The sequence below is a fragment of the Lysobacter fragariae genome (assembly GCF_054779775.1).
Genome location: NZ_BAAGXP010000002.1, coordinates 481,990 through 506,439 on the forward strand (window position 1 = coordinate 481,990; position 24,450 = coordinate 506,439).

A 24,450-nucleotide genomic window follows, 5' to 3' on the forward strand; every position below is an offset into this window, starting at 1 on the left:
GCCTCGGATTTCGTCCAGTCGAGCGGAGCTTTGCTCCGCTGCTTTCACATCGTGGTCCAGGGCAGCGGAGCCGGGCTCCGCCCCACAGGCATCAGCGGCGCATCAGCTGCCGAACGTGGTCAGCACGCCGGCGATCGTCGCGGTCATGAACGTTGCGATCGAGCCGCCCAGCACCGCGCGCAGGCCCAGTCGCGCCAGGTCATGGCGACGCTCCGGCGCCAGTCCTCCGATGCCGCCGATCTGGATCGCGATCGAGCTGAAGTTGGCGAAGCCGCACAGCGCATACGTCGCGACCAGCTTGCCGTGTTCGCTCAGCTGCACGCCCGCGGTCTTGCCCTGGATGATGTCGGACAGCTGCAGGTAGGCGATGAACTCGTTAAGCACGATTTTCTGCCCGATCAGCCCGCCCACGGTGGTCGCGTCCTGCCACGGCACGCCGATGATCCAGGCGATCGGCGACAGCACGTAGCCCAGCAAGCTGCCCAGGTCGGTCGGGCGGCCGAGCATCGACGCCAGGCCGGTGGCCTCGCCCAGCCACGTCAGCGGCGCGTTGAGCAGCGCGATCAGCGCGGTGAAGGCCAGCAGCATCGCGCCGACGTTCAGCGCCAGGCGCAGGCCGTCGCCGGCGCCGGCCGCGGCGGCATCGATCACGTTGGCGGTGGTCTTCTCGACTTCGATCTTCACCTTGCCGCGCGTGAGCGGTTCGCCGATCTCGGGCATCAGGATCTTGGAGATCACCAGCGTCGCCGGCGCGGCCATGATCGACGCGGTCAGCAGGTGCTTGGCGTAGAACGCGCGCTGCACCGGATCGTCGCCACCGAGCATGCCCACGTACGCGGCCAGCACGCCGCCGGCGATGTGGGCCATGCCGCCGACCATGATCGTCAGCAGCTCGGACTGGGTCATGCGGCCGATGTACGGACGGATGGTCAGCGGCGCTTCGGTCTGGCCGATGAAGATGCTGGCGCAGACGCTGGTGGTTTCCGCGCCGGATACGCGCATCACCTTGGTGATCGCCCAGGCCATGCCGCGCACGATCCACTGCATCACGCCCAGGTGGTACAGCATGCCCATCAGCGCGGCGAAGAAGATGATCGTCGGCAGCACCTGGAAGGCGAAGATGAAGCCGAATTTCTCGCTCTTGGACAGGTCGCCGAAGATCAGGCCGCTGCCGACGGCGGTGAAGTCGAGCAGCTTGACGAAGCCGCGCCCCAGCGCATCGAACACGTCCTTGCCGCCCGGCACCAGCAGCACCAGCGCCGCGAAGGCGATCTGCAGGGTCACACCGGTGATGACCAGTTTCCAGTCGACCGATTTCTTGTTGCTGGAAAACAGCCAGGCCAGCCCTACGAGGCAGGCCAGGCCAAACAGGCCAAACGCGATGCGTGCAATCGACTCCACGGTGCTCCCCTGTGCCAGTGGCGAAATCCGCGGCAGGGTAGCGCGAAACGGGGGAGGACCGGGATGACCAGTCTCCCGTTCTTCCAAGCGTATGGAGTGGTCCGGCGTCGAAGGCCGGCATCCGAGTGGTTGGGGAACCTCTGAACAACTCGAATGTCATCCCGAGCGTAGCGGGGATCTGCTGCTTTGCTGGGAAAAACAGATCCCTCGCTACGCTCGGGATGACAGGACAAGGGTTGTTCAGACCTTCCTAGGTGTCCCGCGCCACTACCCGGTTGCGGCCTTCGCGCTTGGCCTGTTGCAGGCGCTGGTCCGCGCGCCGCAGCAGGCGCGAGAGATCGACGCCTTCCTGCGGATAGGTCGCCATGCCGGCGCTGAAGCTGACGCGGAAGGCGTCGCCACCGCGCTCGGGCTCGAACGGCCGCGCCAGCAGCTGCCGTCGGATCGCGTCGACGCGCTCCCATGCCGTGCCGATGGGCTTGCGCAGCAGCAGCACGAACTCCTGCCCGCCGATGCGCACCAGGTTCTCGCCGGGTTCGATCGTCTCGCGCAGCGTGGCCACGACATGGCGGATCGCGCGGTCGCCGGCATGGTGGCCGGCTTCGTCGTTGATGCGCTTGAAGTTGTCCAGGTCGATCAGCGCCAGCGACAGGCTGCTGCCGTCGAGCTGCGCCGCATCCATCAAGCGCGGGACGCGATGCAACAACCAGATGCGGTTCGGCAGGCCGGTGAGGCCGTCGGTGCCGGACATCTCGACCACGCGCTGCATGCGGTAGGTCACCATCGCGGTAACGAGCGTGACCATCGCCAGCAACACCAGCCGCTGGATCTGCGAGCCCAGGGAAACGGCGCCGTAGTCCAGCGAGATCAGGTCTTCCGGCGACGCCGTCGTGGCCATCACCACCAGCACCACCAGCCCGTACTGGAGCAGCGCCAGGATTCCCGCGAACAGGGTCACGCGCCCATCGCTGCGCAGGGCGGTGACCACGATCGAAAGCACGTAGCCGCACCACACCACCATGCTGTTGAGGCCCGAGGGCAGGTGGTTGAGCGTCAGCACGACCAGCACCAGCGTGGTCGCGGTGACGTCGAATGCAGAAGTGGCGAAGGGCAGCCAGCGGTGCTGCCGGCGCCGGTGCGCCAGCGCCAGCCACACCTGCGCGAAGAGATTGACGAAGACCGCGCCGCCCAGTCCGATCATGGTCTCGCGCACCGTGCCGCCGGTCGCCGCGTTCACCAGCGGCAGCAGCAACAACAGCATCGAGAGCACCGCGCGCAGGCGGGCGACCAGCAGTTCGCCGCCCGAACCGACCTCCAGCATGATCTCGTCCGGCTGCGCCAGCAGCAGGTCGAAGGCATGGCGGGCTTTGCGGATGAGCGCTTGCACGTCGATGGGCTCCACACGGTCCGGGGTGCAAGGCGGGTAGCATGCACGGCAACGCGGACGATTACACGGAACCTGTCATGCAATACCGTCGCCTCGGCTCCTCCGGCCTGCAGTTGTCAGCCCTGTCTTTCGGCGCCTGGCTCACCTTCGGGGGGCAGATCACCCGCAGCGTCTCGCGCGACCTGGTGGCCGCCGCGTGGGACCACGGCATCAACTTCTTCGACAACGCCGAGGGCTACGCCAACGGCGCGGCCGAGGCGGTGATGGGCGACGTCATCGCCGACCTGCGCCTGCCGCGCGACGGCTTTTGCGTGTCCAGCAAGGTGATGTTCGGCTCCGCCGTCGACCCCCGGCCGACGCAGAAGGGGCTCTCGCGCAAGCACGTCACCGACGCCTGCCACGACGCGCTCAAGCGCCTGCGCGTGGACTACCTCGACCTGTACTACTGCCATCGCCCCGATCCGGACACGCCGGTGGACGAGACCGTGTGGGCGATGGACGCACTGATCCGCCAGGGCAAGGTGCTGTACTGGGGCACGTCCGAGTGGCCGGCCACGCTGATCCGCGAAGCGCACAAGGTCGCGCGCGCCCACAACCTGCACGCACCGACGATGGAGCAGCCGCAGTACAACCTGCTGCACCGCGAACGCGTGGAACTGGAATACGCGCCGCTCTATGCCGAATTCGGCCTGGGCACCACGACCTTCTCGCCGCTCGCGTCCGGCCTGCTGACCGGCAAGTACAGCGCCGGCGTCCCAGAGGACGCGCGCCTGGGCAAGGAAGGCTGGCTGCAGCGGATCGTCGTCGGTGGCAGCGAGGATCGCCGCATCGAACGCTCGCGCCGCTTCGTCGGCGCCGCCCACGACCTCGACGTCGAACCGGCCGCGCTGGCGGTGGCCTGGTGCCTGCGCAATCCGCACGTGTCCAGCGTCATCCTCGGTGCGAGCCGGGTCGAGCAGCTGGTGCAGAACCTGCAGGCGCTGGATCTGACGCAACGCCTCGGCGAGGCCGAATGGGACCGGGTGGAAGCAGCGGTCGCCTGACGGGCCTGGTGCGCGGGTAAGGCCAGCGACACGCTTGCTCGGTGTAGCCCCTGCGACTCGGTGTTGCGACCCTTCCCGGGAGCCTTCGCGACCGGTCGCCACATGTCTTTGGAGCGTTCCGGAAACCCTCGCAGTCGATTCCGGGACCCTCGCGAGGGTTTCAGGAAGCCTGTTTTGCCAGGGGACCGGTACGTTGCCGGCATCGGAGGCTGTCGTGCTGCCGCTGGCCTTGAGCCGGGACTTTTTGCGTATCCCGTTGGGTGGGCCGTGACCTGGACCCGGCCACTCAACTTCACTGACGAGGGGAAAACATGAAAAGTAGTCGGATGCGCCTGGCGGTGCTGGCGCTGTTGGTGGCTGTCGCCGCCGGAAATGTCGATGCCGCGCAACCCGGTGCCGTGCAGGGTAAGGAGCAGCATTCGCGTCGTGGGGACCTGGTCCGCGCACTGGTGCTCAAGTGGGCGCCCTACGTGCAGGAGGCCTACCACGTCGCGCCGGCCAAGTGGGCCCGTGGCTTGGCCCAGCCGTTCGCGCGCAGCACGCAGGACGCCCTGCGGAAAGCCCTGGACGCGCGCACGTTCGACGGGATGAACGAAGCGCTGGTGGGCACCTCGTCGTCGCCGACGATAACCAAGTCGCTGGGCATCGACATCGACAAGGATCTGGTCTTCATGCCGGTCGCGCCTTGCCGCCTCCTCGACACGCGTGTGGCAGGCGGTGCCTTTGCCGCCGCGGAAACGCGGGGCGTCGACGTGACGGCCGTGGCCAATTACAGCTTCCAGGGCGGTGATTCCACTGATTGCGGCGTTGGCGGCATGGGCTCGTTCGCGGCTGCGGCGATCAACTTCACCGTTGTCAGCCCTACCAACAACGGCTACATCACCGCGTACCCGTACAACACCACCCGCCCGCTCGCGGCGACGATGGCCTACAAGACCGGCGCGCTCTACAGCAGCATGGCGATCGTGCGCCTGGACCAGAGCATGGCGGCGTCGGAGATCAGCCTGTATGCGAATTCCGCGACGCACGTCGTTGCCGATATCGTGGGTTACTTCATCAACCCGCAGGCCACGGCGCTGGATTGCGTGACGTCGCCGCAGACCGTCGAGTCCGTTGCCGCTGGCGGGCAAGCCAACGTGGTTGCCGGCGCCTGTCCGGCGGGCTACACGGAAACCGGCACGCAATGCCAGAGTGGCAGCTGGACCATGCCCTTCGTTTACAGCAGCGAGGGCATCTGTTCGGCGCAGAACAACGGTGGCGGCGCGGCAGAGCTGAGGGCCTCCCGCAAGTGCTGCCGCTTGCCGGGTCGTTGAGCGCGCATGGCTGGCACGTGAAAAAGTGCCGGTAGTGGATGCGTGTTGCGCGGACGGTGAACCAACAGCAAACCTGCTTGCCGATTCCGCGCCCCCGCACGGAATGACACAGTGCATCCATCCGCACTAACAGAAAGCCCCGGAAATCCGGGGCTTTTTGTTTGCCTCCGGTTACAGCAACGCCATCGGTGCAGCCGGGGGTGCCGGCGGCGGAGGCGGTGCCGCGGGTGCGGGCGGCGGCGGTGGGGGCGCCAGCTGCGGCGGTTCCGGCGGGATCGGCGGCGCGGGTGCTGCGGGCGGCGGCGGTGGCACCGGCAGTGCGCGGCGCTCGGGAAGCGCCAGCGTGGTCGATGCGACCTGGCGGTCGCGCAGGTACTCCACCTTGATCTTCGTTCCCGCGGGCTGCGAATGCGTGGCCACCATGGCTTCGCGCGGCGTGTTGACCGGCTTGCCATTCACCTTCTGCACGATGTCGCCCGCCTTCAATCCGCCCATCTGGTCGGGGATGCTGAGGATCAGCACGCCGTGGTCGGTGCCGAAGTAATGGCCCAGCTGCTTGTCCACCGACGCCAGGTTGAGGCCGGTGAGGCGGAAGGCTTCGGCCAGCATGCAGTCGCCGTCGCGGCATGCGCCTTCGTGGCCCATGCGGATGATCTCGCGGCGGATTTCCGGTGCGACGCCATCGCGCATGACGATCACGCGCTCGTCCATGCCGCCCATGGCCGGGGGATGCATGCCCGGATGCTCGAAGTTGCGCAGCCGCATCAGGTGGTCGCCCAGCGTCGGCGTGACGTCGAGGCTGGCGCGGCGACCATCGCGCTCGTAACCGAGCTTCGCGGGCGTCTTGGTGTCGAGTGCGCGCAGGCGGTTGCTGGCATCGTCCAGTCGCGCATCGCCGTCTTCGCCGGTGATGGCCCGGCCATTGATGGAGAGCAGGCGATCGCCACCGCGCAGGCCGGCCTTGGCGGCGGCGCCATCGGGCACGACATCGGCAATGCGCACGCCGGCAGCGTCGTCGGGTTCCAGCAACACGCCGACCATCGGGCGCTGCTCGCCGTGCTGCTCTGCGTGGAATTCGACGAAGCGTTCCATCATCGGGCCGTGTACGCCCAGTTCGCGCGAGAGCTCGGCGACGCGTTCGGCCGCGCGATGCAGGTCGGCGCGGGCGGCTTCCAGTTCCTTCTGCTTGGCGGCGTCGCCAGCCTGGCCTTGCGCGATAGCGCCGGTGACGACCAGCGCCAGCGCGAGGGCGAGCGAGGTCACGAGGGTTTTGCGTTTCATTGGAGACTCCGCGATGTGGGTGGTGCGGTGAACGAGGTGATGCGATGGACAGGTGGGAAGGACTCAGTAGACGCTGACCATCGCGTCGTCGTAGTGCGCGCCCTGCGCGGCGAACCAGCGCTGTGTGGTCTCCACGCCGGCCAGTTGCCGCAGCGCTTCGACACGCTGCTGCCACAGGTGTGCGCGGCGGGCTGCGTCCAGGTCGGGATGGGCGAGTGCGGTGTCGATCCTGGCGATGTCGCCCTCGAGCGCGAGGGTGATCGCCACCGTGGTGGCGCTGCCGAAACGCTCGTCGCGTGCGAGCGCGACCAGTGCTTCGAGTTGCGACGACTGCGCCCGGAGCGCGGCGATGGCCGCGGTCGCATCAGTGGTGTCGGCAGCACCGGCGCCAGCGACCGGTGTCGACGACAGCGACGGCGGCGCGAGCATCGGCAGGGTGGCGACGAGGCGGCTGGTCGCGCGACGCGCGGCGTCGCGGTTGGCGCGGCGCTGCTGCGCGAGCGGATCGGGCGTGGTGGGGGCGTCGGAACCAGTGGAGGTGGAGGCGATCGCGGCACGCGATGTGTTCACGGGCCCGCGCTGCGTGTCGCCGACCGGGGTGGCGGCTTCGTCAGGCGCGGTCGTGCTGGGCGATGGCGTCATGCCCGAGGCGGTCGGCGTGCCCACCGATGTCGTCACCACCGCGGTGGTCGCGCGTCCACTTGCAGGCGATACGGCAACCGCTTCGCCCGGCGCAACGATCATCCGTTGCAGTGGTGCCCACGCGACGATCGCGAGCACGGCTGCGCTGGCCGCGCCGATCAACCAGCTGGTGCGGCGGTCGCGGCGCGCACGGTGGTTGGGGGCTTCGCGCCGGTCGAGTGCGGCGGATACTCGCGCCCAGCCATCCGCGGGCGCGGCTTCCAGCGGCATCGTCGCGAACGCCTGCGACCATCCAGCGGGCGCATCGTCCGCGCGGCGCGGGTCGAAGGAATCAGGCATGACGCACCTCCATCGGTATTGCGGCCGCGCCGGGTGAGGGCGCGACGTCCTGCGGGTCCAGCAACTGGCGCAGGCGACGTCCGCCGCGTGCCAGCTGCGATTTCGAGAAGCTCGCGGTGCGCTGCATCAGCGTGGCGATCTCCTCATGGGTGTAGCCCTCGGCGTGGTACAGCCACAGCACGCTGCGGGTGGGCGCCGGCAGTTGTGCCAACGCGCGCTGCAACTGCGCGGCATCGGCGGCGGCGGGCGGCAGCGGGGTACGATCTTCGAGCGTGTATTCGTCGTCGATCGCAACTTCTATCCCGTGCGAGCGCCGGCTGCGCAGTCGCATCAACGCCTCGTTCACCGCGATCTGTCGCAGCCATGCCCAGAACGGGCTGCCGCCTTCGCCCTGGTTGCCGCGGAAATCGCCCACGCGCCCGAGCACCTTCAACATCGTGTCCTGCAGCACCTCGGCGGCTTCCTCGCGGTCGCCGGCGATGCGCAGCGCCAGCGTGAACACCGGCCGTTCGAACCAGCGGTAGATCTGCTCGAACGCCGCACGCTCGCCCGCCTTCGCCCGGGCAAGCAGGCTGTCGGGGACATCGATGGCGAAGGACGAGGTGGCTGGCATTCCAGGACAAAGATGCAGCAGGTGGGGAAACCGTCGCAGCGGCCCGCGACCAACCGCGAGCCACGATGACGTTGATGCCGCGCCGGCGGCCCGTGAACAGCAGGTCGCAAGCACCGCATCACAAAGAACCGGCGCAACACGGCGCTCCGTCGCGTCGCCCCCGGTCCACCATCTCACCGTCCTATACTGAACCCATCCACAGGAGGGGGTTCCAAATGACACTGGGTTCGCTATTGGCCGTCGTACTGCTGTTCGCCGGCGTGGTCGTGCTGTTCAAGGCGGTGCGCATGGTGCCGCAGGGTTACGAATGGACCGTCGAGGCCTTCGGCAAGTACACGCACACGCTGACGCCGGGCCTGCACTTCCTGATGCCGATCTACCAGGGCGTCGGCCGCAAGATCAACATGATGGAGCAGGTGCTGGAAGTCCCCAGCCAGGACGTGATCACCAAGGACAACGCGGTGGTCAAGGTCGACGGCATCGTGTTCTTCCAGGTGCTCGACGCGGCCAAGGCGGCGTATGAAGTCGCACAGCTGGAGATCGCCATCCTCAACCTGGTGATGACCAACATCCGTACCTCGATCGGTTCCATGGACCTGGACGAGTCGCTGTCCAAGCGCGACGAGATCAATGCGAAGGTGCTGGTCGCCGTGGACCAGGCAACCCATCCCTGGGGCCTGAAGGTCAACCGCATCGAGCTCAAGGACATCCAGCCGCCGCGCGACCTGATCGATTCGATGGCGCGGCAGATGAAGGCGGAGCGTGAGAAGCGCGCCAACATCCTCGAAGCCGAGGGCTTCCGCCAGGCGGCGATCCTCAAGGCCGAGGGCGAGAAGCAGTCTGTGATCCTGGAGGCCGAAGGCAATAAGGAAGCCGCGTTCCGTTCCGCGGAAGCGCGCGAACGCCTGGCCGAAGCCGAGGCCAAGGCGACGCAGGTGGTGTCGGACGCGATCGCCGGCGGCAACGTCCAGGCGATCAACTACTTCGTCGCGCAGAAGTACATCGAGGCGTTCAAGGCGCTGGCAGAAGCGCCGAACCAGAAGTTCGTGATGATGCCGATGGAGTCGGCCGGCGTGATCGGTTCGCTCGCCGGCATCGCCGAGCTGGCGAAGGAAGCCATGTCGCACCAGGGTGGCAAGGCGCCGCCGCCGATGCCGGCGCGGGGAGGCTGATCCATGCGTTGGGACTGGCAGGTAGTGGCGTGGGCGGCGGCGGCACTGGTGCTGTTCGCCCTGGAGACGATGGCGCCGGGCGCATTCATGCTGTGGCTGGGGTTCGCGGCGACGGCGGTGTTCGTGGTGGTGCTGCTGTTCGACATCCCGGTGCTGGCGCAGGTGACGCTGTTCGTCGTGCTCAGCTTCATCTCGATCCAGGTGTACCGGCGCTGGTTCCGCGGACGCCAGCGCGCGAGCGACAAGCCGACGCTGAACCGTCGCGCCGATGCACTGATCGGTCGCGTGGTGCCGCTGGATCAGGCCATCAGCAACGGCCGCGGTCGCGTGCAGATCGCCGACGCGTACTGGGACGTGCGCGGTCCGGACCTCGCGGCGGGAACGCCGGTGAAGATCGTGGCCGTCGACGGGATGAGCCTGCAGGTCGAAGCCGTCACGGCCTGATAACGCTATCTGGGGAAGGCGCGATGCGAGTCCACGCCCTGTGGTTGTTGTGCTTCGCCTCGCCGGTGCTGGCCGGGAGCGCCGACTGGATCGGGCGGGAGGTTCCGCCCTATCCGGACGGACTGGTTTCGAGCCTCGGGGCGTGCGTGGGTTCGGGCACGACGCCGGATGCGATCTGCGCATCCGGCATGGGCGTACTCGATGACGCCCGCGGTCGGCCGCGTTACCTGGTCGCCGAGCGCGCGGCGGGGCACGTCGGCAACCAGGCGCACTGGATCATCACCGACGCGATCGCGCTTCCGCTGCTGCGCCGCGGCGAACAGCTCGCCCTGGCGACGTGCGAACGCGATGGCGCGGCCGATGCGGGCATCGTGGCCGTGGTCGACACCACGGGCGCCGAGGAAATGTACGAGACCGTACGTTGGGCGGTGCGCCTGCAGGACGGCAAGTTCGTCCGCCTGCAGACGTCGGGAATCGCCTGCTACAACGAAGGATATGGCGAATAGTGTTGACCGGCCGGCCGCGCGCCGGTCTCTGCGATAATCCCGGGCTCCCCCACACACCCGACCCCGCACCGATGACGCAGAAGACGATCCTCAACGACACCCACCGCGCCCTGGGCGCCAAGATGGTCGACTTTGGCGGCTGGGACATGCCGATCCATTACGGCTCGCAGATCGACGAGCACCACCTGGTGCGCCAGGACGCGGGCATGTTCGATGTCTCGCACATGACCGTGGTCGACCTGCGCGGCGCGAAGGTGCGCGACTTCCTGCGCAAGCTGGTCGCCAATTCCGTCGACAAGCTGCTCAAGTCAGGCAAGGCGCTGTACACCTGCATGCTCAACGCGCAGGGCGGCGTGATCGACGACCTGATCGTGTACTACCGCGACGAGCAGTATTTCCGCCTGGTGGTGAACGCCGCCACGCGCGACAAGGACCTGGCGTGGATCACCGCGCAGGCGAAGGCTTTCGACGTCGCGGTCACCGAGCGCCCGGAGTTCGGGATGATCGCGGTGCAGGGCCCGACCGCGCGCGAGAAGGTGCTCGGCGTGCTGCGCGAGGAAGATCGCGCGGCGATCGCCAAGCTGGGCAAGTTCGTCGCCGGCGAGGCGAAGACGGTCGATGGCGTCGATGTGTTCGTCGCCCGCACCGGTTACACGGGCGAGGACGGCTTCGAGATCATCGTCCCCGAACCGCAGACCGTCGCCTTCTGGAATGCACTGCTCGCGGCGGGCGTGAAGCCGGCAGGCCTGGGTGCGCGCGACACGCTGCGCCTGGAAGCTGGCATGAATCTTTACGGACAGGACATGGACGAAACCGTGTCGCCGTACGAGGCCGCGCTGGCGTGGACCGTCGCGCTCGACGATCAGGCTGATGGCAAGCCGCGCGACTTCACCGGCCGCAGCGTCCTTGAAGCGCAGAAGGCAAACGGCGTGCCCAGGCAGATGATCGGCCTGGTCATGGACGAGAAGGGCGTGCTGCGCCACGGCCAGAAGGTCCTGACCGCCCATGGCGAGGGCGAGATCCTCTCCGGCACCTTCTCGCCGACGCTGGGCAAGGCGATCGCTTTCGCGCGCGTGCCGGCGGGCGACATCCCGCTGGGCGCGGCGGGCAACGTCCGCGTCGACATCCGTGGCAAGGAAGTCCCGGTGCGCGTGGTCAAGTTCCCGTTCGTCCGCGACGGCAAGCCGCAGGACGGCATCTGAGTCCACCGTTCGATGCCGGACGGTTGAACCGCCTGCTCCGGCCTGCTCTACACTTAGCCACCTTCCCCCAACGTACCGATCGAATACACGGAGTTAGCAATGAGCGAGATCCCCGGCGACCTCAAGTTCCTCAAGTCCCACGAGTGGGCCCGCGTCGAAGGTGATGGCAAGGTCACCGTCGGCATCTCCGACCACGCGCAGGGCCTGCTGGGCGACCTGGTGTATGTCGAGCTGCCCAACGTCGGCGATCGCGTCGAAGTCGGCAATGCCTGCGCCGTCGTCGAGTCGGTGAAGGCCGCCTCCGACGTGTACGCGCCGGTCAGCGGCAAGGTCACGGCGGTGAACGCCGCGCTCGCCGACAAGCCGGAAACGATCAACGAGGACGCCTACGGCGAAGGCTGGCTGTTCACGATGGAGATCGAGGACGCCGAACAGCTCAACGACCTGCTGGGTCCGGACGACTACGCCGAGCTGCTCGAAGACGAAGACCACTGAGTCCGTCGGCGGGGCTGCCCGCAACGCAACACCACGATGCCGGCCGGGCAACCCGCCGGCATCGTCGTTTCTGGGGTCTCGCTTCCGGGACTCGCCCGGGATCTTCCTGCTGGAATCTCCCGCTCGAAATCCCCCTTCTCTCGAATCCGCGTCCGTCCGGCATGCACGCGCTGGTCACCGCTCACCGGATTTCCGGCGCGATCGCCACGAACGTGGAAAGCGGCATTGCGCCGCTGCCTTTCGCCGCGCCGACAGCGGCGCGCTCCCCGACTTCGCTCCCCGATCCATCGCGCAGCGATGCCGGCGCCAACGCGATGCGTGATCGCACGCGCTTCCCGCATGCGTCGCCGAGCGGGTGCGTGTTGCCCCGGAAAAAGTTTGCGCAGTTTTGCGCAAATCGACTTGTGCGACGCCGAAACGGGTCGCCATTCGTCCAGTCCGTGAAGCGCCGCCAAACGGCGCATCGCGTCGTTGTCCTGGCGCGTCGTCGCGCGGCTGCGACATTCGTGATGGCACGGCATGCGCGCGTAGCGCTGATGCGAAATGCCTTTATTTACGTGCTTTGGTTATCGCGCGTTGCGTGCATGCGAGTTCGCTGGACGAACTTCGTGCACGCCGTCGTGGCGCGATGCGGGGCGATGCGCCAGGACGACCGGGAAAGGGGGGTGGAAAAAATTTGCTTCAGATTGTTGACATGTCGAAAAACCGTGATTAGGTTTCGCCCAGCAGACGTTTCCTGCGGAATAGAGTGAGCACAGCAATCGCGACAACACGCAGCAAAAAACGGACCTCCGCCCGCAACATGAAGACGGTGGACGTTGGCGTTCTGTCCTCTGCGAATTTGCAGCTAACCCTGATCCAACCCAGTGATCGCACCCAACCCGGTTCGCCCTTCGCGGATCGGGTTTTTGTTTGCGGGGCGATCGCTACGGCTCCGGTCCGTGCCTTCGGGCGTGGATCGGAAGCCACCCGTCGCGGGCCGATGGCGACGGAACAAGCATCCGCTTTGGTGCGCGTGGCGCACCTACGGTTTGCCGCGGGCTTGCCTGCGGCGGTTTTTGCACTGGGCTGTTAACCCCGAAAGACCGTGCCCTGAAAGGGGCTTGTTACACCACTGACGAGGAGCCACACCATGGCCGTTAAGAAAGCTGCTAAGAAGAAGCCCGCCGCCAAGAAGGCTGCGAAGAAGGTCGCAAAGAAGGCTGGCGCCAAGAAGGCCGCCAAGAAGACCGTGAAGAAGGCCGCCAAGAAGGCTGCCAAGAAGACCGTGAAGAAGGCCGCCAAGAAGGCCGTCCGCAAGGTCGCCAAGAAGGCCGCCAAGAAGGCGACCAAGAAGGCCGCCAAGAAGACTGCCAAGAAGCCGGCTAAGAAGGCTGCCAAGAAGACCGTCAAGAAGGCCGCCAAGAAGGCTGCCAAGAAGACTGCAAAGAAGCCGGCCAAGAAGGCTGCGAAGAAGGCTGCCAAGAAGCCGGCCAAGAAGGCTGCCAAGAAGCGCGCTTCCAAGAAGGCCGCTGCTGCTGCCATGCCGGCCACCCCGGCGCCGATGATCTAAAAGAACAGAAAGTCCCGATTACCGTAATGCAGCTCTCTCCCCGCAGCCCAGGCGGGGGGAGAGTTTTTTTTTGGGGCGCCACGGCACCGCCGGCCCACTGAGTCATCAGTCGCGCCGCAGCGCGCCGCAGAAAGTGACGTGACGGCGCCTCGGCCCAGGGCGCGATTGCCATCAAGGTTTCGCAACAGCACTCGGGCCATATCTACCCGGTGCAGAAGAGAAGACGCCGCGGATTCTCCCCGCCTGGTCTGGATACCCACTGACGCCGCAACGTGCCCGGAAGCGACGCCCGCTTCCATGAACCCCAGGTGGTCGAACTACCCGCCCACCAGCGCATCCACGTGCGCCACGCTGCACTCACGCAGCGCATCCAGGTCGTAGCCGCCTTCCAGCATCGACACCACCCGTCCCTGTGCATGCCGCTGCGCGATCGCCAGCAGCTGTTGCGTCAACCAGGCGTAGTCCGCGGCCTCCAGCATCACCTGCGCCAGCGGATCGCGGCGATGGGCGTCGAATCCAGCGGACACGAACAGGAGTTGTGGCCGGAACGCGTCCAGCGCCGGCAGCAACGTCCCTTCCCACAGGTCGCGGAAGAAGCGGCCATCCGATCCCGCGGGCAATGCCGCATTGACCACGTTGCCGACGCCGCGCTCGTCCGGGTAACCAGTGTCGGGGTAGAGCGGCATCTGGTGCGAGCTGAGGTAGAGCACGCGCGAGTCGCTGGCGAAGATCGCCTGGGTGCCGTTGCCGTGGTGTACGTCGAAGTCGACCACCGCCACGCGCGCGAGTCCGTGCCCGTCCAGCGCGTGCGCCGCCGCGACGGCGATGTTGTTGAACAGGCAGAAGCCCATCGCCACCGACGCCGTGGCGTGATGCCCCGGCGGCCGCACCGCGCAGAACGCACGCGTCCGACTGGCGTCGCGCAGGGCCGCGCCTGCGATGACTTCATCGACCGCCGCGATGCCCGCACCGGCAGCGCGCAGGGCGGCCTCGGCGGAGCCCGGCGAGAGCACCGTGTCGGGATCCAGTGGCAGCCGCTGCGCGACGCGGGTGTCGAGCACCATGTCGAGCAGCGCGTCGTCGTGCACGCGCAGCAGTTGCCCGCGCGTGGCGCGTGGCGCCTGCGTCCACGGCAGCTGCGGAAATGCGTCGGTCAACGCGGCGGTGACGGCTTCCAGTCGCGCCGGTCGTTCGGCGTGGCCGGGACCGGTGTCGTGCAGCAGGCAGGCAGGATGGGTGTAGAAGCGCACGGGATGCCGGTAGCGTTGGCGAGGCCATGAAGAGGCCACGATCCTAGCCGGTGGCCTGAGGTGCGGTGTGAAAGCGATGCGACTGATGATCCGGCGCTTACCGCAGGGCAGGCCGGTGGAGTCGAGTCGGCCCGCGTCGAATCAGCTGGAAGCGTGTCGACCCGCGTTTGCCTCATCGAGCCGTGGCTCGCAACGATGCGAAGGACGACTTCGGGCGACGGTCTCGAAATTGGCCTTTGAAATCGGTCTTCGAAATCGATCTTCGAAACAGGCTGGGAGACCAGCCTTCGGAACCAGCCTTCGAAACCAGCCTTCGAAACCAGCCTTCGAAACCAGCCTTCGAAACCAGCCTTCGAAACCAGCCTTCGAAACCAGCCTTCGAAACCAGCCTTTGAAATCAGCCCTTGCGGCGATCGTGGTCCCACAGTACCTCGCCCTGCCCACTGGCGCGCGCCAGCACGCGGCACAGCACGAACAGCAGGTCCGACAGGCGGTTGAGGTAGCGGATGGCTTCCGGGCGCACGGCGTCGTGGCGCGACAGCGTGACGGTATCGCGCTCGGCGCGGCGCACCACGGTGCGGGCGATGTGGCAGCGCGCGGCAGCCTCGCCACCACCGGGGAGGATGAAGTCCTTGAGCGCCGGCAGCGGCTCGTTGAAGGCGTCGAGCCTGGCTTCCAGGTTGTCGATGTCGGCGTCGAAGATCGCCGCGTGGCCGGGAATGCACAGCTCGCCGCCCAGGTCGAACAGCTGGTGCTGGATCGACGTCAGCAGCGCGCGCACGTCATCCGGGATCTCTGTGGCCAATACCAGGCCGATGCAGGAGTTGGCTTCGTCGACCGTGCCGTACGCGTTGACGCGTGCGGAGTCCTTGGCCACGCGCGAGCCGTCGCCCAGTCCGGTGGAACCGTCGTCGCCGGTCCGGGTGTAGATCTTGGAGAGTCGGTTGCCCATGCGTGCAGGAGCCGGTTGTCAGTTGCTGGTCGGTAGGCGGTCATCGGCTGCCGGTGGTCGCAACCGACGACCGGCAACCAAGAGGCACCTCGCGGGTGTCAGACCGTCTGCGCGTGCAGCGCTGGTACGCGCTGGCGGAGCAGGGCGAAGCCACCGAACAGGATCGCCGAGTAGAACAGCGTGCCCGCTACCGTCCACTGGAAGAACGGGATCGCGGCGACGTAGCAGGGGATCAGGCCGGTGCCGCAGGCCGGATAACCTGGCACGACCACCGCCGTCAGCCACACGCCGAAGTTGCTGACCACGAAGAACAGCACCGAACCGGCCAGCGAGAAGCCCAGCACGCGCGTGCCGTTGACCTTGCCGCGCAGGCCGAAGCCCAGCACCGTGGACAGCGCGATGCAGGCGTAGACGATCCAGAAGCTCGGCGTGCTGAAGTATTCGAAGTAGGTGCCGCCGTTGACCAGCCCCAGTACCACGTCGGACACCAGCAGGCTCGCCAGCGGCACGATCAGCGCCCACTTGCGCGAAGCGAAATAGGCGCCGCCGAACAGCGCGATGGCCTCCACCGGCGAGAAGTTCCACGGATGCGGCAGCAGGCGGCTCAGTGCGGCCAGCAGGATCATGACGCCCAGGACCAGCGGGCCGGGAGCGAAGGACGGGGAAGTCGGACGGTTCATGAGGTGGATTCCGTAAAGCAGGAGCGAAGGCCGGACGGCGGATTTCGCCGTGGCGCGGGTGGTTTCCAGCGCGGTTCGCTAGCATAACGCAATGCCCCAGACCGACCTTTCCCCCCTGGCCCCGGCGTCCGAGCCGGTGGCTTCCGTGCACGACGTCCTGATCATCGGCGGCGGACTGGTCGGCGCGAGCCTGGCCATCGCCCTGGAGCGCATCGGCGTCGATGTCGGGCTGGTCGAGGCCGGCGCCGTGGGCGCGCTGCCGGCCGTGTTCGACGAACGCAATCTCAGCTTCGCCGAAGCCACCGTCAACGCGCTCACCGCGCTGGGCGTGATGCAGCAGCTGCGCGCGCCGACCGGTGCGATCGAGCGCATCCATATCAGCCGCCGCGGCGACTTCGGCCGCACGCTGCTGCACGCGCATCGCCATGGCCGTAGCGAGTTCGGCCGGATCGTGGTCGCGCGCGATTTCGGCGACGCGCTGGAAGCCCGCCTGGCGCAGCTGCCGCGCCTGCACCGCTACCGTCCGGCGCGCTTCGTCGGGCTCGCCGACACCCACGACGCCTTCCGCGCCATCCGCATCAACGACGACGTGCATGGCGAACGCGTCCTGCGCGCGCGCCTGCTTGTGGCCGCCGACGGCACCCGCAGCGGCGTGCGCGATGCTCTGGGCATGGGCGCCGAAGAACACGACTACGACCAGACCCTCTTCGTCACCCGCCTGCGCGCGCAGCGTGCCCCCGACGGCACCGCCTACGAGCGCTTCGGCATCGACGGCCCCACCGCCGTGCTGCCGCGCGGCGATCGCCACTACGGCCTGATCCACGCCGTCGCACGCGAGGACGCCGACGCCGTCGCCGCACTGGACGAAACCGCCTTCCTGGCGCGTACGCAGGATGCGTTCGGCTGGCGCGTGGGCCGCTTCGAGTCCTGCGGCACACGCAGCGCCTACCCGGCGATCCGGGTGATGGCAAACGCACTCACCGCGCCGCGCGCCGTGCTGGTCGGCAATGCGGCGCAGACCATCCATCCGATCGGCGCGCAGGGGTTCAACCTCGGCCTGCGCGATGCGCTGACGCTGGCTGAAATGATCGAAGCCGGTCGTACTTCCGATCGCGCCTTCGATTGCGGCGACGCAGCGCTACTCGCGCGCTACGCCCAGCGCCGGCAGGAAGACCGCGAACGTACGCTGGCATTCTCCGACGGCCTCGCCCGAATCACGTCCCACACCTCGCGCGTGCTGCGGCCGTTGCGCAGCCTCGGGTTGTTCGCCTTCGATCGGCTGCCGTCGGCGCAGGCCTTCCTGGTCGGCGCGGCGATGGGCTATCGCGGCGACGTGCCCGCGCTCTGCCGAAACGCAGTATTGGCGGAGGGCGCCGCATGAGCCGCCGTGACGTGATCGACATCGCCATCGTCGGCGCCGGTGTCGTCGGCGCCGCCGCGGCGCTGGCGCTGGCGCGCGACGGCTGGCAGGTGACGCTGGTGGAGGCGCGCGAACCCGCCCGCTGGCGCGCCGACGCGCCCGACCTGCGGGTGTACGCCTTCGCGCCGGACAACGCCGCGCTACTCGACGACCTTGGCGCCTGGAATGCGGTGCGCGATGCACGCGCGCAGCCGTACCGTGGCATGCGCGTGTGGGATGCCGCCGGCGGCGATGCGCTCACGTTCGACGCGGATGCATTCGGGCGGCGCGAGCTGGGCTGGATCGTCGAACACGGCCTGCTGGTGGATCGCCTGTGGGCTGCGTTGCCCGCGGCAGGCGTGCGCATCGTCTGCCCCGGCGAAGTCACGGCGCTCGAGCAGGGCGACGACCACGCGACGGGCGACCACGCCACGTTGGAGCTGGACAACGGCACGCGCCTGCGCGCGCGACTGGTGCTGGCGGCCGACGGGGGCGATTCGAAGTTGCGCGCGCTGGCCGGGATCGAGACCTTCACCCACGACTACGGCCAGAACGGCCTGGTCGCCTTCGTCGACCACGAGCTCCCGCATGCCGCGACCTGCTGGCAGCGCTTCCTGCCCACCGGACCACTGGCGTTCCTGCCGTTTTCGAACGAGCGTGTTGCCGGCAATGACGGTCACCGCAGCTCGATCGTGTGGACGCTGCCGGAAGCCGAAGCGCTGCGCCTGCTGCAGGCCGACGACGCGTCCTTCCTGCGCGAGCTGCACAACGCGTTCGCCGGCACGCTGGGTGCGTTGACTGCCGTTTCGCGACGCGCGGCGTTTCCACTGCGGCGCCAGCTGGCGCAGGCGTGCACCGCGGGCCGCGTCGCGGTGATCGGCGATGCCGCCCACGTCGTGCATCCGCTCGCCGGGCAGGGCGTGAACCTGGGCCTGCGCGACGTGGCCGCGCTGCGTGGCGTGCTGCAAAAGCAACGCGAAGCCGGTCGCGATCCCGGTGCCGCGACACCGTTGGCACGCTGGGCACGCGAACGCCGCAGCGAGAATGCCGTTGCGGCGTATTCCTTCGATGGCCTCAACCGACTGTTCTCCAACGACAACCTGCTCGCCACGCTGGCGCGGGGGCCGTTGCTGGGCCTGGTCGGCAAGCTGCCGCCGCTGCGGCATGCGTTCTGGAAGCACGCGGCCGGGCTGTAATCAGCGCCTCGTAACCGGCGCGGTAGTCATCGCGCCGCGGCGTTCGTGCCGTGGCCATCGCGCGATGATCAGGTCACATCGGCCGCGTCAGTTCACCACGCTTTGCGTTTCGTCACGCGACAGCCGGCCGCTGTGGTCGGCGTCCAGCACAGCGAACTGCTGTTGCAGCGTCGCGTTCCGGTTGGCTTCGGCGCGCGAGAGTTCGCCGTCCTGGTCGGTGTCCAGCGCACGGAAGCCGGGGCGCCAGCCGGTAGCGACCGGATCGTTCGGATGCGAGCTCACGGTGACGTTCGCACCGATGCTGGCGCTGGCCTGCGGCAGGACCACGGCATGCGCGTTCGGCGGCACGGGCGGCGAACTTTCCTGCGTCGGCGGGGGCGGCATCGACTCCCTGCGCATCGTCGTGCCATTCATCGTTGCGTCCCGCATCGGTTCGTTGGCAGGCACGGGTGCCTCCTCCGTCGGCGGCGCCGTGGTTTCGGGCGGCACGCTTTCGGTTGGCACGCTTTCCATTGGCGTGGCCGGCGTGGGCGGCGTCTGCTCCGGCGCGGACTGCGCCCACGCCGTGGACACGATTGCGGTCAGCAGAATGATTGAGATCGTGCGTTTCATGCGGTGTCCTCCCTATGGTGGGACGACCCGACCCTAGCGCGGCGGAAATAAATCCCGCGTCAATCAGCGAAACCGCGGCTGAACATGCGTACTGGATCGTTCAGCGCGGCTTTCAGTTGCGGGTCGTCGCGAACACCGTGATCTCTTCGCGATCGTGGTAGAGCTGCCGCGCGCGCACCAGCAGCGGCTTCTTCGCCTGCTGCTCGAACAGCTCCAGACACAACCGCGTTTCGTCCCAGCGCTTTTTCATTGGCAGCTTGAGATTGAAGATCGCGTGCCGGCACCAGCCTTCGCGCAGCCAGGTCGCCATGCGCTCGGCGACGCGGCGCGGCTGTTCGACCATGTCGCACACCATCCAGTCCAGCGATGACTTGGGCTGCCAGTGGAAGCCGTCCGCGCGAAGGTGGTCCACGCGACCGCTGTCGAGCAGGTTCTGGCGCAGCGGGCCGTTGTCGATCGAGGTTACGTGCAGCCCGTTGCGCACCAGTACCCAGGTCCAACCACCGGGTGCCGCGCCCAGGTCGGCACCACGCATGCCGTCGCGCAGCAGGCGTTGACGCTCGTCGTCGGTGAGCAGCGTGAGCAACGCCTCCTCCAGCTTCAGCGCCGAACGGCTGGGCGCTTCGGCATGCATGCGCAGACGCGGGATGCCCAATGCCCATGGCGAGCTGTCGCGCTGCTCGGCGCTGGCAAGCACGACGTGGTCGCCGTCGAGGAAGACCACGTGCAATCGCGGCTTGCGTGTGTCGTCTTCGCGGGTGAGCCAGCCGGCCTTGCGCAGCGCCGGGCGCAGTGCGTTGCCGAAGCTGCGCGCGAGGCCAGCGAGCGGCTTGCCTTCATCGGAGTCGGGATGCTCGACCCACAGTTCGCCGAACGCGCCGCCAGCCGGCTTGGGCATCGCGTCAAGTGCGGCCAGGATCGGCGTGATCCGGTCCTTCGGGTCGATGCCGCGCAGGTCGGCGAGGCGCAGCAGCTTCTGCCGCGCGAAGATCAGCTTCGAGAACGGCAATGCCCGCGACAACGCCGCGGCATCGTCGCAGAGGAACTCCACGTGGCCGCTGTTGCGCTCGGTGCGCGCGTAGCCGGCGAAACCCGCTTGGCCGGCGCGTTCGTTGAGCTCGGCGGCGAGTTCGGGCTCGAAGCCGGCGCGGCACCAGCAGAACAGGGCGTCAGCGGTCATGGCGTGTGGTCCGGAGTACAGCGGTGATGTCGGTGTGGGTCACAGTGCCCTCGAACCCATGCGGGTTTCGTGGTGCGACTGCGGGTTGTGGTGCCGCAACAAGACGGCCGCGGGGTCCGCATCGCGTTCGGGATGACAGGAGGAGCGTGAAGCAAGTGACCGCGTTCGGAAACGGGGCGGGCTTGAACGGGCGTAGAACGGATGTATCCGGGATGAAAGGGATGCACGACGAGGCCAATGGTGCGACGGCCGGACAACCCTCAATAGCGATCGCCACCACGCTCCCCATAGGTTCGCAGCACGTACCGCGCTGCTTCGCGCTGCACGTCGCGTGTCACCGCGATGCCACGGCGTTCGAGTTCGCCGACCCAGTCCGCCGGCAGCGGGCCTTCGTCGAATTCGGTGAGGGCTTCCACGTCCTCGCTGCGTGCGCCGATCAGCAGGCGGTCGATGCCCGCCCACACGGTGGCGCCGTAACACTGGCAGCACGGCTGAGAGGACGTCGCCAGCGTGATCGGTCCGATGGGGTTGTCGTCGGCGTCGCGGTTGAGTCGCACCCGCTGGGTACGCTGCTGCGCCAGCATGTACGCCATCATCTCGGCGTGCGCGACCGAGCACGAATGCGGGATCACGCGGTTGACGCCGACGGCGACCAGACGATGGTCGGGGCCGAACACGGCGGCACCGAACGGACCGCCGCTGCGGGCTTCGATGTTCTGTCGCGACAGTTCGATGGCGAGCGCGACCTTGTCGTCGTCGCTGGTGTAGATGCGCGCGGTGTCGATCGATTCGTGGACCCAGGCGGGCAGGGTGAGATGGACCTGCGCGTAGAGCATTACTGCAGCGCCCCGCCGGCCTGCGCTTCGCAGTGGCCTTTCACGCAGCTGCAGCCGGCGATTTCCTGGAAGCCGCAGACCGAGCCCATGCCCTGCTTCGCGCATTGCGCCTTGACCCCTTCCGGGTCGGTCGGACTGTTCACGTTGACGCAGGCAGGGAACGCGCCGCAGCAGTTACCGACATTCTTCACCGCGCAATCGGCGTCGACCTTGCAGGTCGTGTCGACGGCGACCGGCGCCTTCCCGGGCGAAGCGGTGGCGTCGTCGCTGATGCTTGGCGGCGGCAGCTCGCCGCCGGTGTGCCATTCGCGCTTGGGTGCGGCGGGTGGTGTTGCTGCCGGCTGTGATGCTGTCGGTGCTGCGGATTGATCGGCGGACGATTTCGCATCGTCGCCCTGCCGCGTCGGCGCGACGCAGGCGGTGAGCGCAAGCAGGCTGATGAGGAGGGGCAGGATGATCAGGGCGGGCAGTGTGCGCATCGCGTGCTCCGGGCGTGGTCACGGTCGGAAGACAGTGACGGGAGATTCTGCTCCCTCCCTTTCGCCAAAGGCGAAGGGGAGGGTTGGGGAGGGGTGCCTTCGTTTCTGCTGTTGGCTTTGGAAGAACAGAAGCAACGACGACAGCAGAAGCACCCCCTCCCGACCTCCCCCTTGCGCTGCGCGCAAAGGGGAGGAGCAAATCGGGCTGCTGTTTACCCCCTCCCTTTCGCCAAAGGCGAAGGGGAGGGTTGGGGAGGGGTGCCTTCGTTTCTGCTGTTGGCTTGGAAGAACAGAAGCAACGACGACAGCAGAAGCACCCCCTCCCAGCCTCCCCCTTGCGCTGCGCGAAAAGGGGAGGAGAAAAGCATCGTGTGCTGCGCGCATCGGCAGGCAGGCGCGCAGCGTTGCTGGTGGCTCAGGCTTTTCCGGACCACGTATCCCGCAGGGTCACGCTGCGGTTGAACACGGGCTTGCCGACTGTGTGGTCATAGCGATCGGCGACGAAATAGCCGGTGCGCTCGAACTGGAACGACTGCTCCGGCGTGGCCTGCGCGGCGGCAGGTTCGACATAACCGGTGACGACGCGGCGCGACTCCGGGTTCATGTAGTCGCGGTAGGTCTTGCCGCCTTCGTCGTTGTCAGGATCCGCAACGGTGAACAGCCGGTCGTACAGGCGCACTTCCGCCGCCACCGCGTGCTTCGCGCTGACCCAGTGGATGGTGCCCTTCACCTTGCGGTTGGCGCCTTCCATGCCCGGGCGCGATTCCGGGTCGAGCGTGCAGCGCAGCTCGACGACCTTGCCCGCGTCGTCCTTCACCACCTCGTCGCAGCGGATGATGCCGGCGCCGCGCAGCCGCACGTCGCCGCCCACGGTCAGGCGTTTGAAGCCCGGCGGCGGAACTTCCTCGAAGTCCTCGCGCTCGATCCACAGCTCGCGCGCGAACGGGATGCTGCGCTCGCCCTGCGTCGCGTCCTTGGGATGGTTGGAGAATGTCAGCGATTCCTCGTGCGACTCCGGCAGGTTGGCCAGCACCACCTTGAGCGGATCGATCACCGCCATGCGGCGCGGCGCATGCGCGTCGAGGTCGTCGCGCAGCGCGCCTTCCAGGATCGAGATGTCGAGCAGCGAGTTCTGCTTGCTGATGCCGACGCGATCGACCATCAGGCGCAGCGCCGACGGCGTGTAACCGCGTCGGCGAATCCCCTGCAGCGTCGGCATGCGCGGATCGTTCCAGCCGTCGACCAGGCCTTCGTCCACCATCGCCAGCAGCTTGCGCTTGCTCATGACCAGGAAGTTGAAGTTCAGGCGCGAGAATTCGATCTGGCGCGGCTTGCTGGCCTCGAACGGCAAGCCCTTGCGGGTCAGCGACGCGACCAGCTCCGGCGAATGCGCCAGGTCGACCTTGTCCACGCACCAGTCGTACAGCGGGCGGTGGTCCTCGAACTCCAGCGTGCACAGCGAATGCGTGATGCCTTCCACCGCATCGCTGAGCGAGTGCGCGAAGTCGTACATCGGGTAGATCGGCCAGGCGTTGCCGGTGTTCTGGTGCTCGACGTGCTTGATGCGGTACAGCGCCGGATCGCGCAGGTTGATGTTGCCGCTGGCCATGTCGATCTTGGCCCGCAGCGTGCGCGCGCCGTCCGGGAATTCGCCCGCGCGCATGCGGCGGTACAGGTCGAGGTTCTCCTCGACGGAGCGGTCGCGGTACGGCGAATTGCGGCCGGGTTCGGTGAGCGTGCCGCGATACGCGCGCACTTCATCGGCGCTGAGGTCGCAGACGAAGGCGTCGCCCTGGCGGATCAGCTTCTCGCCGGCCAGGTACAACACTTCGAAGTAGTCGGAGGCGTGGCGCAGGTCGTGCCACGCGAAGCCGAGCCACTGCACGTCGTCCTGGATGGCGCGGACGTATTCGGGGTCTTCCTTGGCCGGGTTGGTGTCGTCCAGTCGCAGGTTGCACTCGCCGCCGAACTCGCGGGCGACGCCGAAGTCCAGGCAGATCGCCTTGGCGTGGCCGATGTGCAGGTAGCCGTTGGGCTCCGGCGGGAAGCGGGTCTTGATGGCCGCGTGCTTGCCGCTGGCGAGGTCCTCGCGAACGATCTGCCGGATGAAGTCATTTTTTTCCGGGGTGGCGGGGACGGCGGTGTCAGGCGTGGCGGACATTCGGGGCGGTGGAAGCGGGGAGATCGCGCAGTTTAGCCGGTAGCGCCGGACGGGCAGCGGCAATGGTGTCGGTCACCGACCCGCCTGGAGACGTAGGGCGCGCGACCCGCCGTCGCGGACCCGCCGACACGCCCATCTCGCCGGAGCGCGGAGGCAATGGGTGCGTGGAGGTGCGCAGGGGTCGAACGAAGGTGCGCAGGGGGTCGGGCGAAGGTGCGCAGGGGGTCGGGCGAAGGTGCGCAGGGGGTCGAACGAAGGTGCGCAGGGGGTCGAACGAAGGTGCGCAGGGGGTCGGGCGAAGGTGCGCAGGGGGTC

The 24,450-nt window shown here is 67.7% G+C and carries 24 protein-coding genes; 11 read left to right on the forward strand and 13 right to left on the reverse strand.

The features are described from left to right. Positions 1–102: 102 nt before the first annotated feature. Both ACYVD7_RS04765 and ACYVD7_RS04770 read right to left on the reverse strand, forming a co-directional pair. Positions 103–1,401 (reverse strand): NupC/NupG family nucleoside CNT transporter, encoded by a 1,299-nt coding sequence (locus ACYVD7_RS04765; RefSeq protein ID WP_460759712.1) that lies wholly within the window; start codon positions 1,399–1,401, stop codon positions 103–105. 250 nt (positions 1,402–1,651) lie between these two features. Beyond that, positions 1,652–2,788, reverse strand: a complete 1,137-nt coding sequence (locus ACYVD7_RS04770) for a GGDEF domain-containing protein (RefSeq protein ID WP_460759715.1) — start codon at positions 2,786–2,788, stop codon at positions 1,652–1,654. 77 nt (positions 2,789–2,865) lie between these two features. Here ACYVD7_RS04770 and ACYVD7_RS04775 point away from each other — a divergent pair, with 77 nt between their 5' ends. Continuing rightward, positions 2,866–3,831 carry an aldo/keto reductase gene (locus ACYVD7_RS04775; protein WP_460759718.1) on the forward strand — a complete coding sequence of 322 codons (966 nt, stop codon included), beginning with the start codon at positions 2,866–2,868 and terminating at the stop codon, positions 3,829–3,831. Positions 3,832–4,142: 311 nt separating this feature from the next. Then, positions 4,143–5,144 carry a hypothetical protein gene (locus ACYVD7_RS04780; protein WP_460759721.1) on the forward strand — a complete coding sequence of 334 codons (1,002 nt, stop codon included), beginning with the start codon at positions 4,143–4,145 and terminating at the stop codon, positions 5,142–5,144. Positions 5,145–5,315: 171 nt separating this feature from the next. On the opposite strand, the gene ACYVD7_RS04785 is transcribed toward ACYVD7_RS04780, so the two are convergent. The 3 genes from ACYVD7_RS04785 to ACYVD7_RS04795 form a co-directional block, all read right to left on the reverse strand. Beyond that, positions 5,316–6,425 carry a PDZ domain-containing protein gene (locus tag ACYVD7_RS04785; RefSeq protein WP_460759724.1) on the reverse strand — a complete coding sequence of 370 codons (1,110 nt, stop codon included), beginning with the start codon at positions 6,423–6,425 and terminating at the stop codon, positions 5,316–5,318. Positions 6,426–6,488: 63 nt separating this feature from the next. Then, positions 6,489–7,406, reverse strand: coding sequence for a hypothetical protein (locus tag ACYVD7_RS04790; RefSeq protein WP_460759726.1), 918 nt, complete (start codon positions 7,404–7,406; stop codon positions 6,489–6,491). Then, positions 7,399–8,019, reverse strand: coding sequence for an RNA polymerase sigma factor (locus ACYVD7_RS04795; RefSeq protein ID WP_460759728.1), 621 nt, complete (start codon positions 8,017–8,019; stop codon positions 7,399–7,401). The genes ACYVD7_RS04790 and ACYVD7_RS04795 overlap by 8 nt, the downstream gene beginning before the upstream one ends. Positions 8,020–8,234: 215 nt before the next feature. Here ACYVD7_RS04795 and ACYVD7_RS04800 point away from each other — a divergent pair, with 215 nt between their 5' ends. The 7 genes from ACYVD7_RS04800 to ACYVD7_RS04830 all read left to right on the forward strand — a co-directional run bounded on the left by ACYVD7_RS04800 (position 8,235) and on the right by ACYVD7_RS04830 (position 13,390). Further along, positions 8,235–9,191: an SPFH domain-containing protein gene (locus ACYVD7_RS04800; RefSeq protein ID WP_460759731.1), complete on the forward strand. Its 957-nt coding sequence runs from the start codon at positions 8,235–8,237 to the stop codon at positions 9,189–9,191. Positions 9,192–9,194: 3 nt separating this feature from the next. Continuing rightward, positions 9,195–9,635, forward strand: coding sequence for an NfeD family protein (locus ACYVD7_RS04805; protein ID WP_460759733.1), 441 nt, complete (start codon positions 9,195–9,197; stop codon positions 9,633–9,635). A gap of 23 nt (positions 9,636–9,658) precedes the next feature. Continuing rightward, complete coding sequence (locus tag ACYVD7_RS04810; protein WP_460759735.1) at positions 9,659–10,141, forward strand: hypothetical protein; 483 nt, start codon at positions 9,659–9,661, stop codon at positions 10,139–10,141. Between the two features lie 71 nt (positions 10,142–10,212). Further along, positions 10,213–11,343: a glycine cleavage system aminomethyltransferase GcvT gene (gene gcvT, locus ACYVD7_RS04815; protein ID WP_460759738.1), complete on the forward strand. Its 1,131-nt coding sequence runs from the start codon at positions 10,213–10,215 to the stop codon at positions 11,341–11,343. A gap of 99 nt (positions 11,344–11,442) precedes the next feature. Then, positions 11,443–11,838, forward strand: coding sequence for a glycine cleavage system protein GcvH (gcvH, locus tag ACYVD7_RS04820; protein ID WP_460759740.1), 396 nt, complete (start codon positions 11,443–11,445; stop codon positions 11,836–11,838). Between the two features lie 161 nt (positions 11,839–11,999). Next, entirely contained in the window at positions 12,000–12,590 is a 591-nt protein-coding gene (locus tag ACYVD7_RS04825; RefSeq protein ID WP_460759743.1) for a hypothetical protein, read from the forward strand. A gap of 380 nt (positions 12,591–12,970) precedes the next feature. Next, positions 12,971–13,390: a hypothetical protein gene (locus tag ACYVD7_RS04830; protein WP_460759745.1), complete on the forward strand. Its 420-nt coding sequence runs from the start codon at positions 12,971–12,973 to the stop codon at positions 13,388–13,390. A 317-nt stretch (positions 13,391–13,707) separates the two neighbouring features. On the opposite strand, the gene ACYVD7_RS04835 is transcribed toward ACYVD7_RS04830, so the two are convergent. The 3 genes from ACYVD7_RS04835 to ACYVD7_RS04845 form a co-directional block, all read right to left on the reverse strand. Beyond that, positions 13,708–14,640 carry a histone deacetylase family protein gene (locus tag ACYVD7_RS04835; RefSeq protein WP_460759748.1) on the reverse strand — a complete coding sequence of 311 codons (933 nt, stop codon included), beginning with the start codon at positions 14,638–14,640 and terminating at the stop codon, positions 13,708–13,710. Between the two features lie 397 nt (positions 14,641–15,037). After that, a complete protein-coding gene (locus ACYVD7_RS04840; RefSeq protein WP_460759751.1) occupies positions 15,038–15,592 on the reverse strand; it encodes a cob(I)yrinic acid a,c-diamide adenosyltransferase in 555 nt (184 codons plus the stop codon). A gap of 98 nt (positions 15,593–15,690) precedes the next feature. Further along, entirely contained in the window at positions 15,691–16,272 is a 582-nt protein-coding gene (locus ACYVD7_RS04845; RefSeq protein ID WP_460759754.1) for a DUF6580 family putative transport protein, read from the reverse strand. 136 nt (positions 16,273–16,408) lie between these two features. Between ACYVD7_RS04845 and ubiH the strand changes: the two genes are divergently transcribed. After that, complete coding sequence (ubiH, locus tag ACYVD7_RS04850; RefSeq protein ID WP_460759824.1) at positions 16,409–17,653, forward strand: 2-octaprenyl-6-methoxyphenyl hydroxylase; 1,245 nt, start codon at positions 16,409–16,411, stop codon at positions 17,651–17,653. After that, on the forward strand, positions 17,650–18,867 hold the full coding sequence (locus ACYVD7_RS04855) for an FAD-dependent oxidoreductase (RefSeq protein WP_460759756.1): 1,218 nt from the start codon (positions 17,650–17,652) through the stop codon (positions 18,865–18,867). The genes ubiH and ACYVD7_RS04855 overlap by 4 nt, the downstream gene beginning before the upstream one ends. 87 nt (positions 18,868–18,954) lie before the next feature. On the opposite strand, the gene ACYVD7_RS04860 is transcribed toward ACYVD7_RS04855, so the two are convergent. The 5 genes from ACYVD7_RS04860 to ACYVD7_RS04880 all read right to left on the reverse strand — a co-directional run bounded on the left by ACYVD7_RS04860 (position 18,955) and on the right by ACYVD7_RS04880 (position 24,135). Beyond that, entirely contained in the window at positions 18,955–19,479 is a 525-nt protein-coding gene (locus tag ACYVD7_RS04860) for a hypothetical protein (protein ID WP_460759759.1), read from the reverse strand. 112 nt (positions 19,480–19,591) lie between these two features. After that, on the reverse strand, positions 19,592–20,659 hold the full coding sequence (gene rlmM, locus ACYVD7_RS04865) for a 23S rRNA (cytidine(2498)-2'-O)-methyltransferase RlmM (RefSeq protein ID WP_460759761.1): 1,068 nt from the start codon (positions 20,657–20,659) through the stop codon (positions 19,592–19,594). A gap of 260 nt (positions 20,660–20,919) precedes the next feature. Then, positions 20,920–21,495, reverse strand: a complete 576-nt coding sequence (locus tag ACYVD7_RS04870; RefSeq protein ID WP_460759764.1) for a nucleoside deaminase — start codon at positions 21,493–21,495, stop codon at positions 20,920–20,922. Then, positions 21,495–21,782 (reverse strand): hypothetical protein, encoded by a 288-nt coding sequence (locus ACYVD7_RS04875; protein WP_460759825.1) that lies wholly within the window; start codon positions 21,780–21,782, stop codon positions 21,495–21,497. The genes ACYVD7_RS04870 and ACYVD7_RS04875 overlap by 1 nt, the downstream gene beginning before the upstream one ends. 607 nt (positions 21,783–22,389) lie before the next feature. Then, a complete protein-coding gene (locus ACYVD7_RS04880; RefSeq protein WP_460759766.1) occupies positions 22,390–24,135 on the reverse strand; it encodes a glutamine--tRNA ligase/YqeY domain fusion protein in 1,746 nt (581 codons plus the stop codon). Between the last annotated feature and the right edge of the window lie 315 nt (positions 24,136–24,450).

Excerpts from the sequence above, each read along its gene's own strand:
- ACYVD7_RS04775 (WP_460759718.1), top strand. The coding sequence starts at position 2,866 with ATGCAATACCGTCGCCTCGGCTCCTCCGGCCTGCAGTTGTCAGCCCTG.
- ACYVD7_RS04780 (WP_460759721.1), top strand. The coding sequence starts at position 4,143 with ATGAAAAGTAGTCGGATGCGCCTGGCGGTGCTGGCGCTGTTGGTGGCT.
- ACYVD7_RS04785 (WP_460759724.1), bottom strand. The coding sequence starts at position 6,425 with ATGAAACGCAAAACCCTCGTGACCTCGCTCGCCCTCGCGCTGGCGCTG.
- ACYVD7_RS04790 (WP_460759726.1), bottom strand. The coding sequence starts at position 7,406 with ATGCCTGATTCCTTCGACCCGCGCCGCGCGGACGATGCGCCCGCTGGA.
- ACYVD7_RS04795 (WP_460759728.1), bottom strand. The coding sequence starts at position 8,019 with ATGCCAGCCACCTCGTCCTTCGCCATCGATGTCCCCGACAGCCTGCTT.
- ACYVD7_RS04800 (WP_460759731.1), top strand. The coding sequence starts at position 8,235 with ATGACACTGGGTTCGCTATTGGCCGTCGTACTGCTGTTCGCCGGCGTG.
- ACYVD7_RS04805 (WP_460759733.1), top strand. The coding sequence starts at position 9,195 with ATGCGTTGGGACTGGCAGGTAGTGGCGTGGGCGGCGGCGGCACTGGTG.
- ACYVD7_RS04810 (WP_460759735.1), top strand. The coding sequence starts at position 9,659 with ATGCGAGTCCACGCCCTGTGGTTGTTGTGCTTCGCCTCGCCGGTGCTG.
- gcvT (WP_460759738.1), top strand. The coding sequence starts at position 10,213 with ATGACGCAGAAGACGATCCTCAACGACACCCACCGCGCCCTGGGCGCC.
- gcvH (WP_460759740.1), top strand. The coding sequence starts at position 11,443 with ATGAGCGAGATCCCCGGCGACCTCAAGTTCCTCAAGTCCCACGAGTGG.
- ACYVD7_RS04825 (WP_460759743.1), top strand. The coding sequence starts at position 12,000 with ATGCACGCGCTGGTCACCGCTCACCGGATTTCCGGCGCGATCGCCACG.
- ACYVD7_RS04830 (WP_460759745.1), top strand. The coding sequence starts at position 12,971 with ATGGCCGTTAAGAAAGCTGCTAAGAAGAAGCCCGCCGCCAAGAAGGCT.
- ACYVD7_RS04840 (WP_460759751.1), bottom strand. The coding sequence starts at position 15,592 with ATGGGCAACCGACTCTCCAAGATCTACACCCGGACCGGCGACGACGGT.
- ACYVD7_RS04845 (WP_460759754.1), bottom strand. The coding sequence starts at position 16,272 with ATGAACCGTCCGACTTCCCCGTCCTTCGCTCCCGGCCCGCTGGTCCTG.
- ACYVD7_RS04855 (WP_460759756.1), top strand. The coding sequence starts at position 17,650 with ATGAGCCGCCGTGACGTGATCGACATCGCCATCGTCGGCGCCGGTGTC.
- ACYVD7_RS04860 (WP_460759759.1), bottom strand. The coding sequence starts at position 19,479 with ATGAAACGCACGATCTCAATCATTCTGCTGACCGCAATCGTGTCCACG.
- rlmM (WP_460759761.1), bottom strand. The coding sequence starts at position 20,659 with ATGACCGCTGACGCCCTGTTCTGCTGGTGCCGCGCCGGCTTCGAGCCC.
- ACYVD7_RS04870 (WP_460759764.1), bottom strand. The coding sequence starts at position 21,495 with ATGCTCTACGCGCAGGTCCATCTCACCCTGCCCGCCTGGGTCCACGAA.
- ACYVD7_RS04880 (WP_460759766.1), bottom strand. The coding sequence starts at position 24,135 with ATGTCCGCCACGCCTGACACCGCCGTCCCCGCCACCCCGGAAAAAAAT.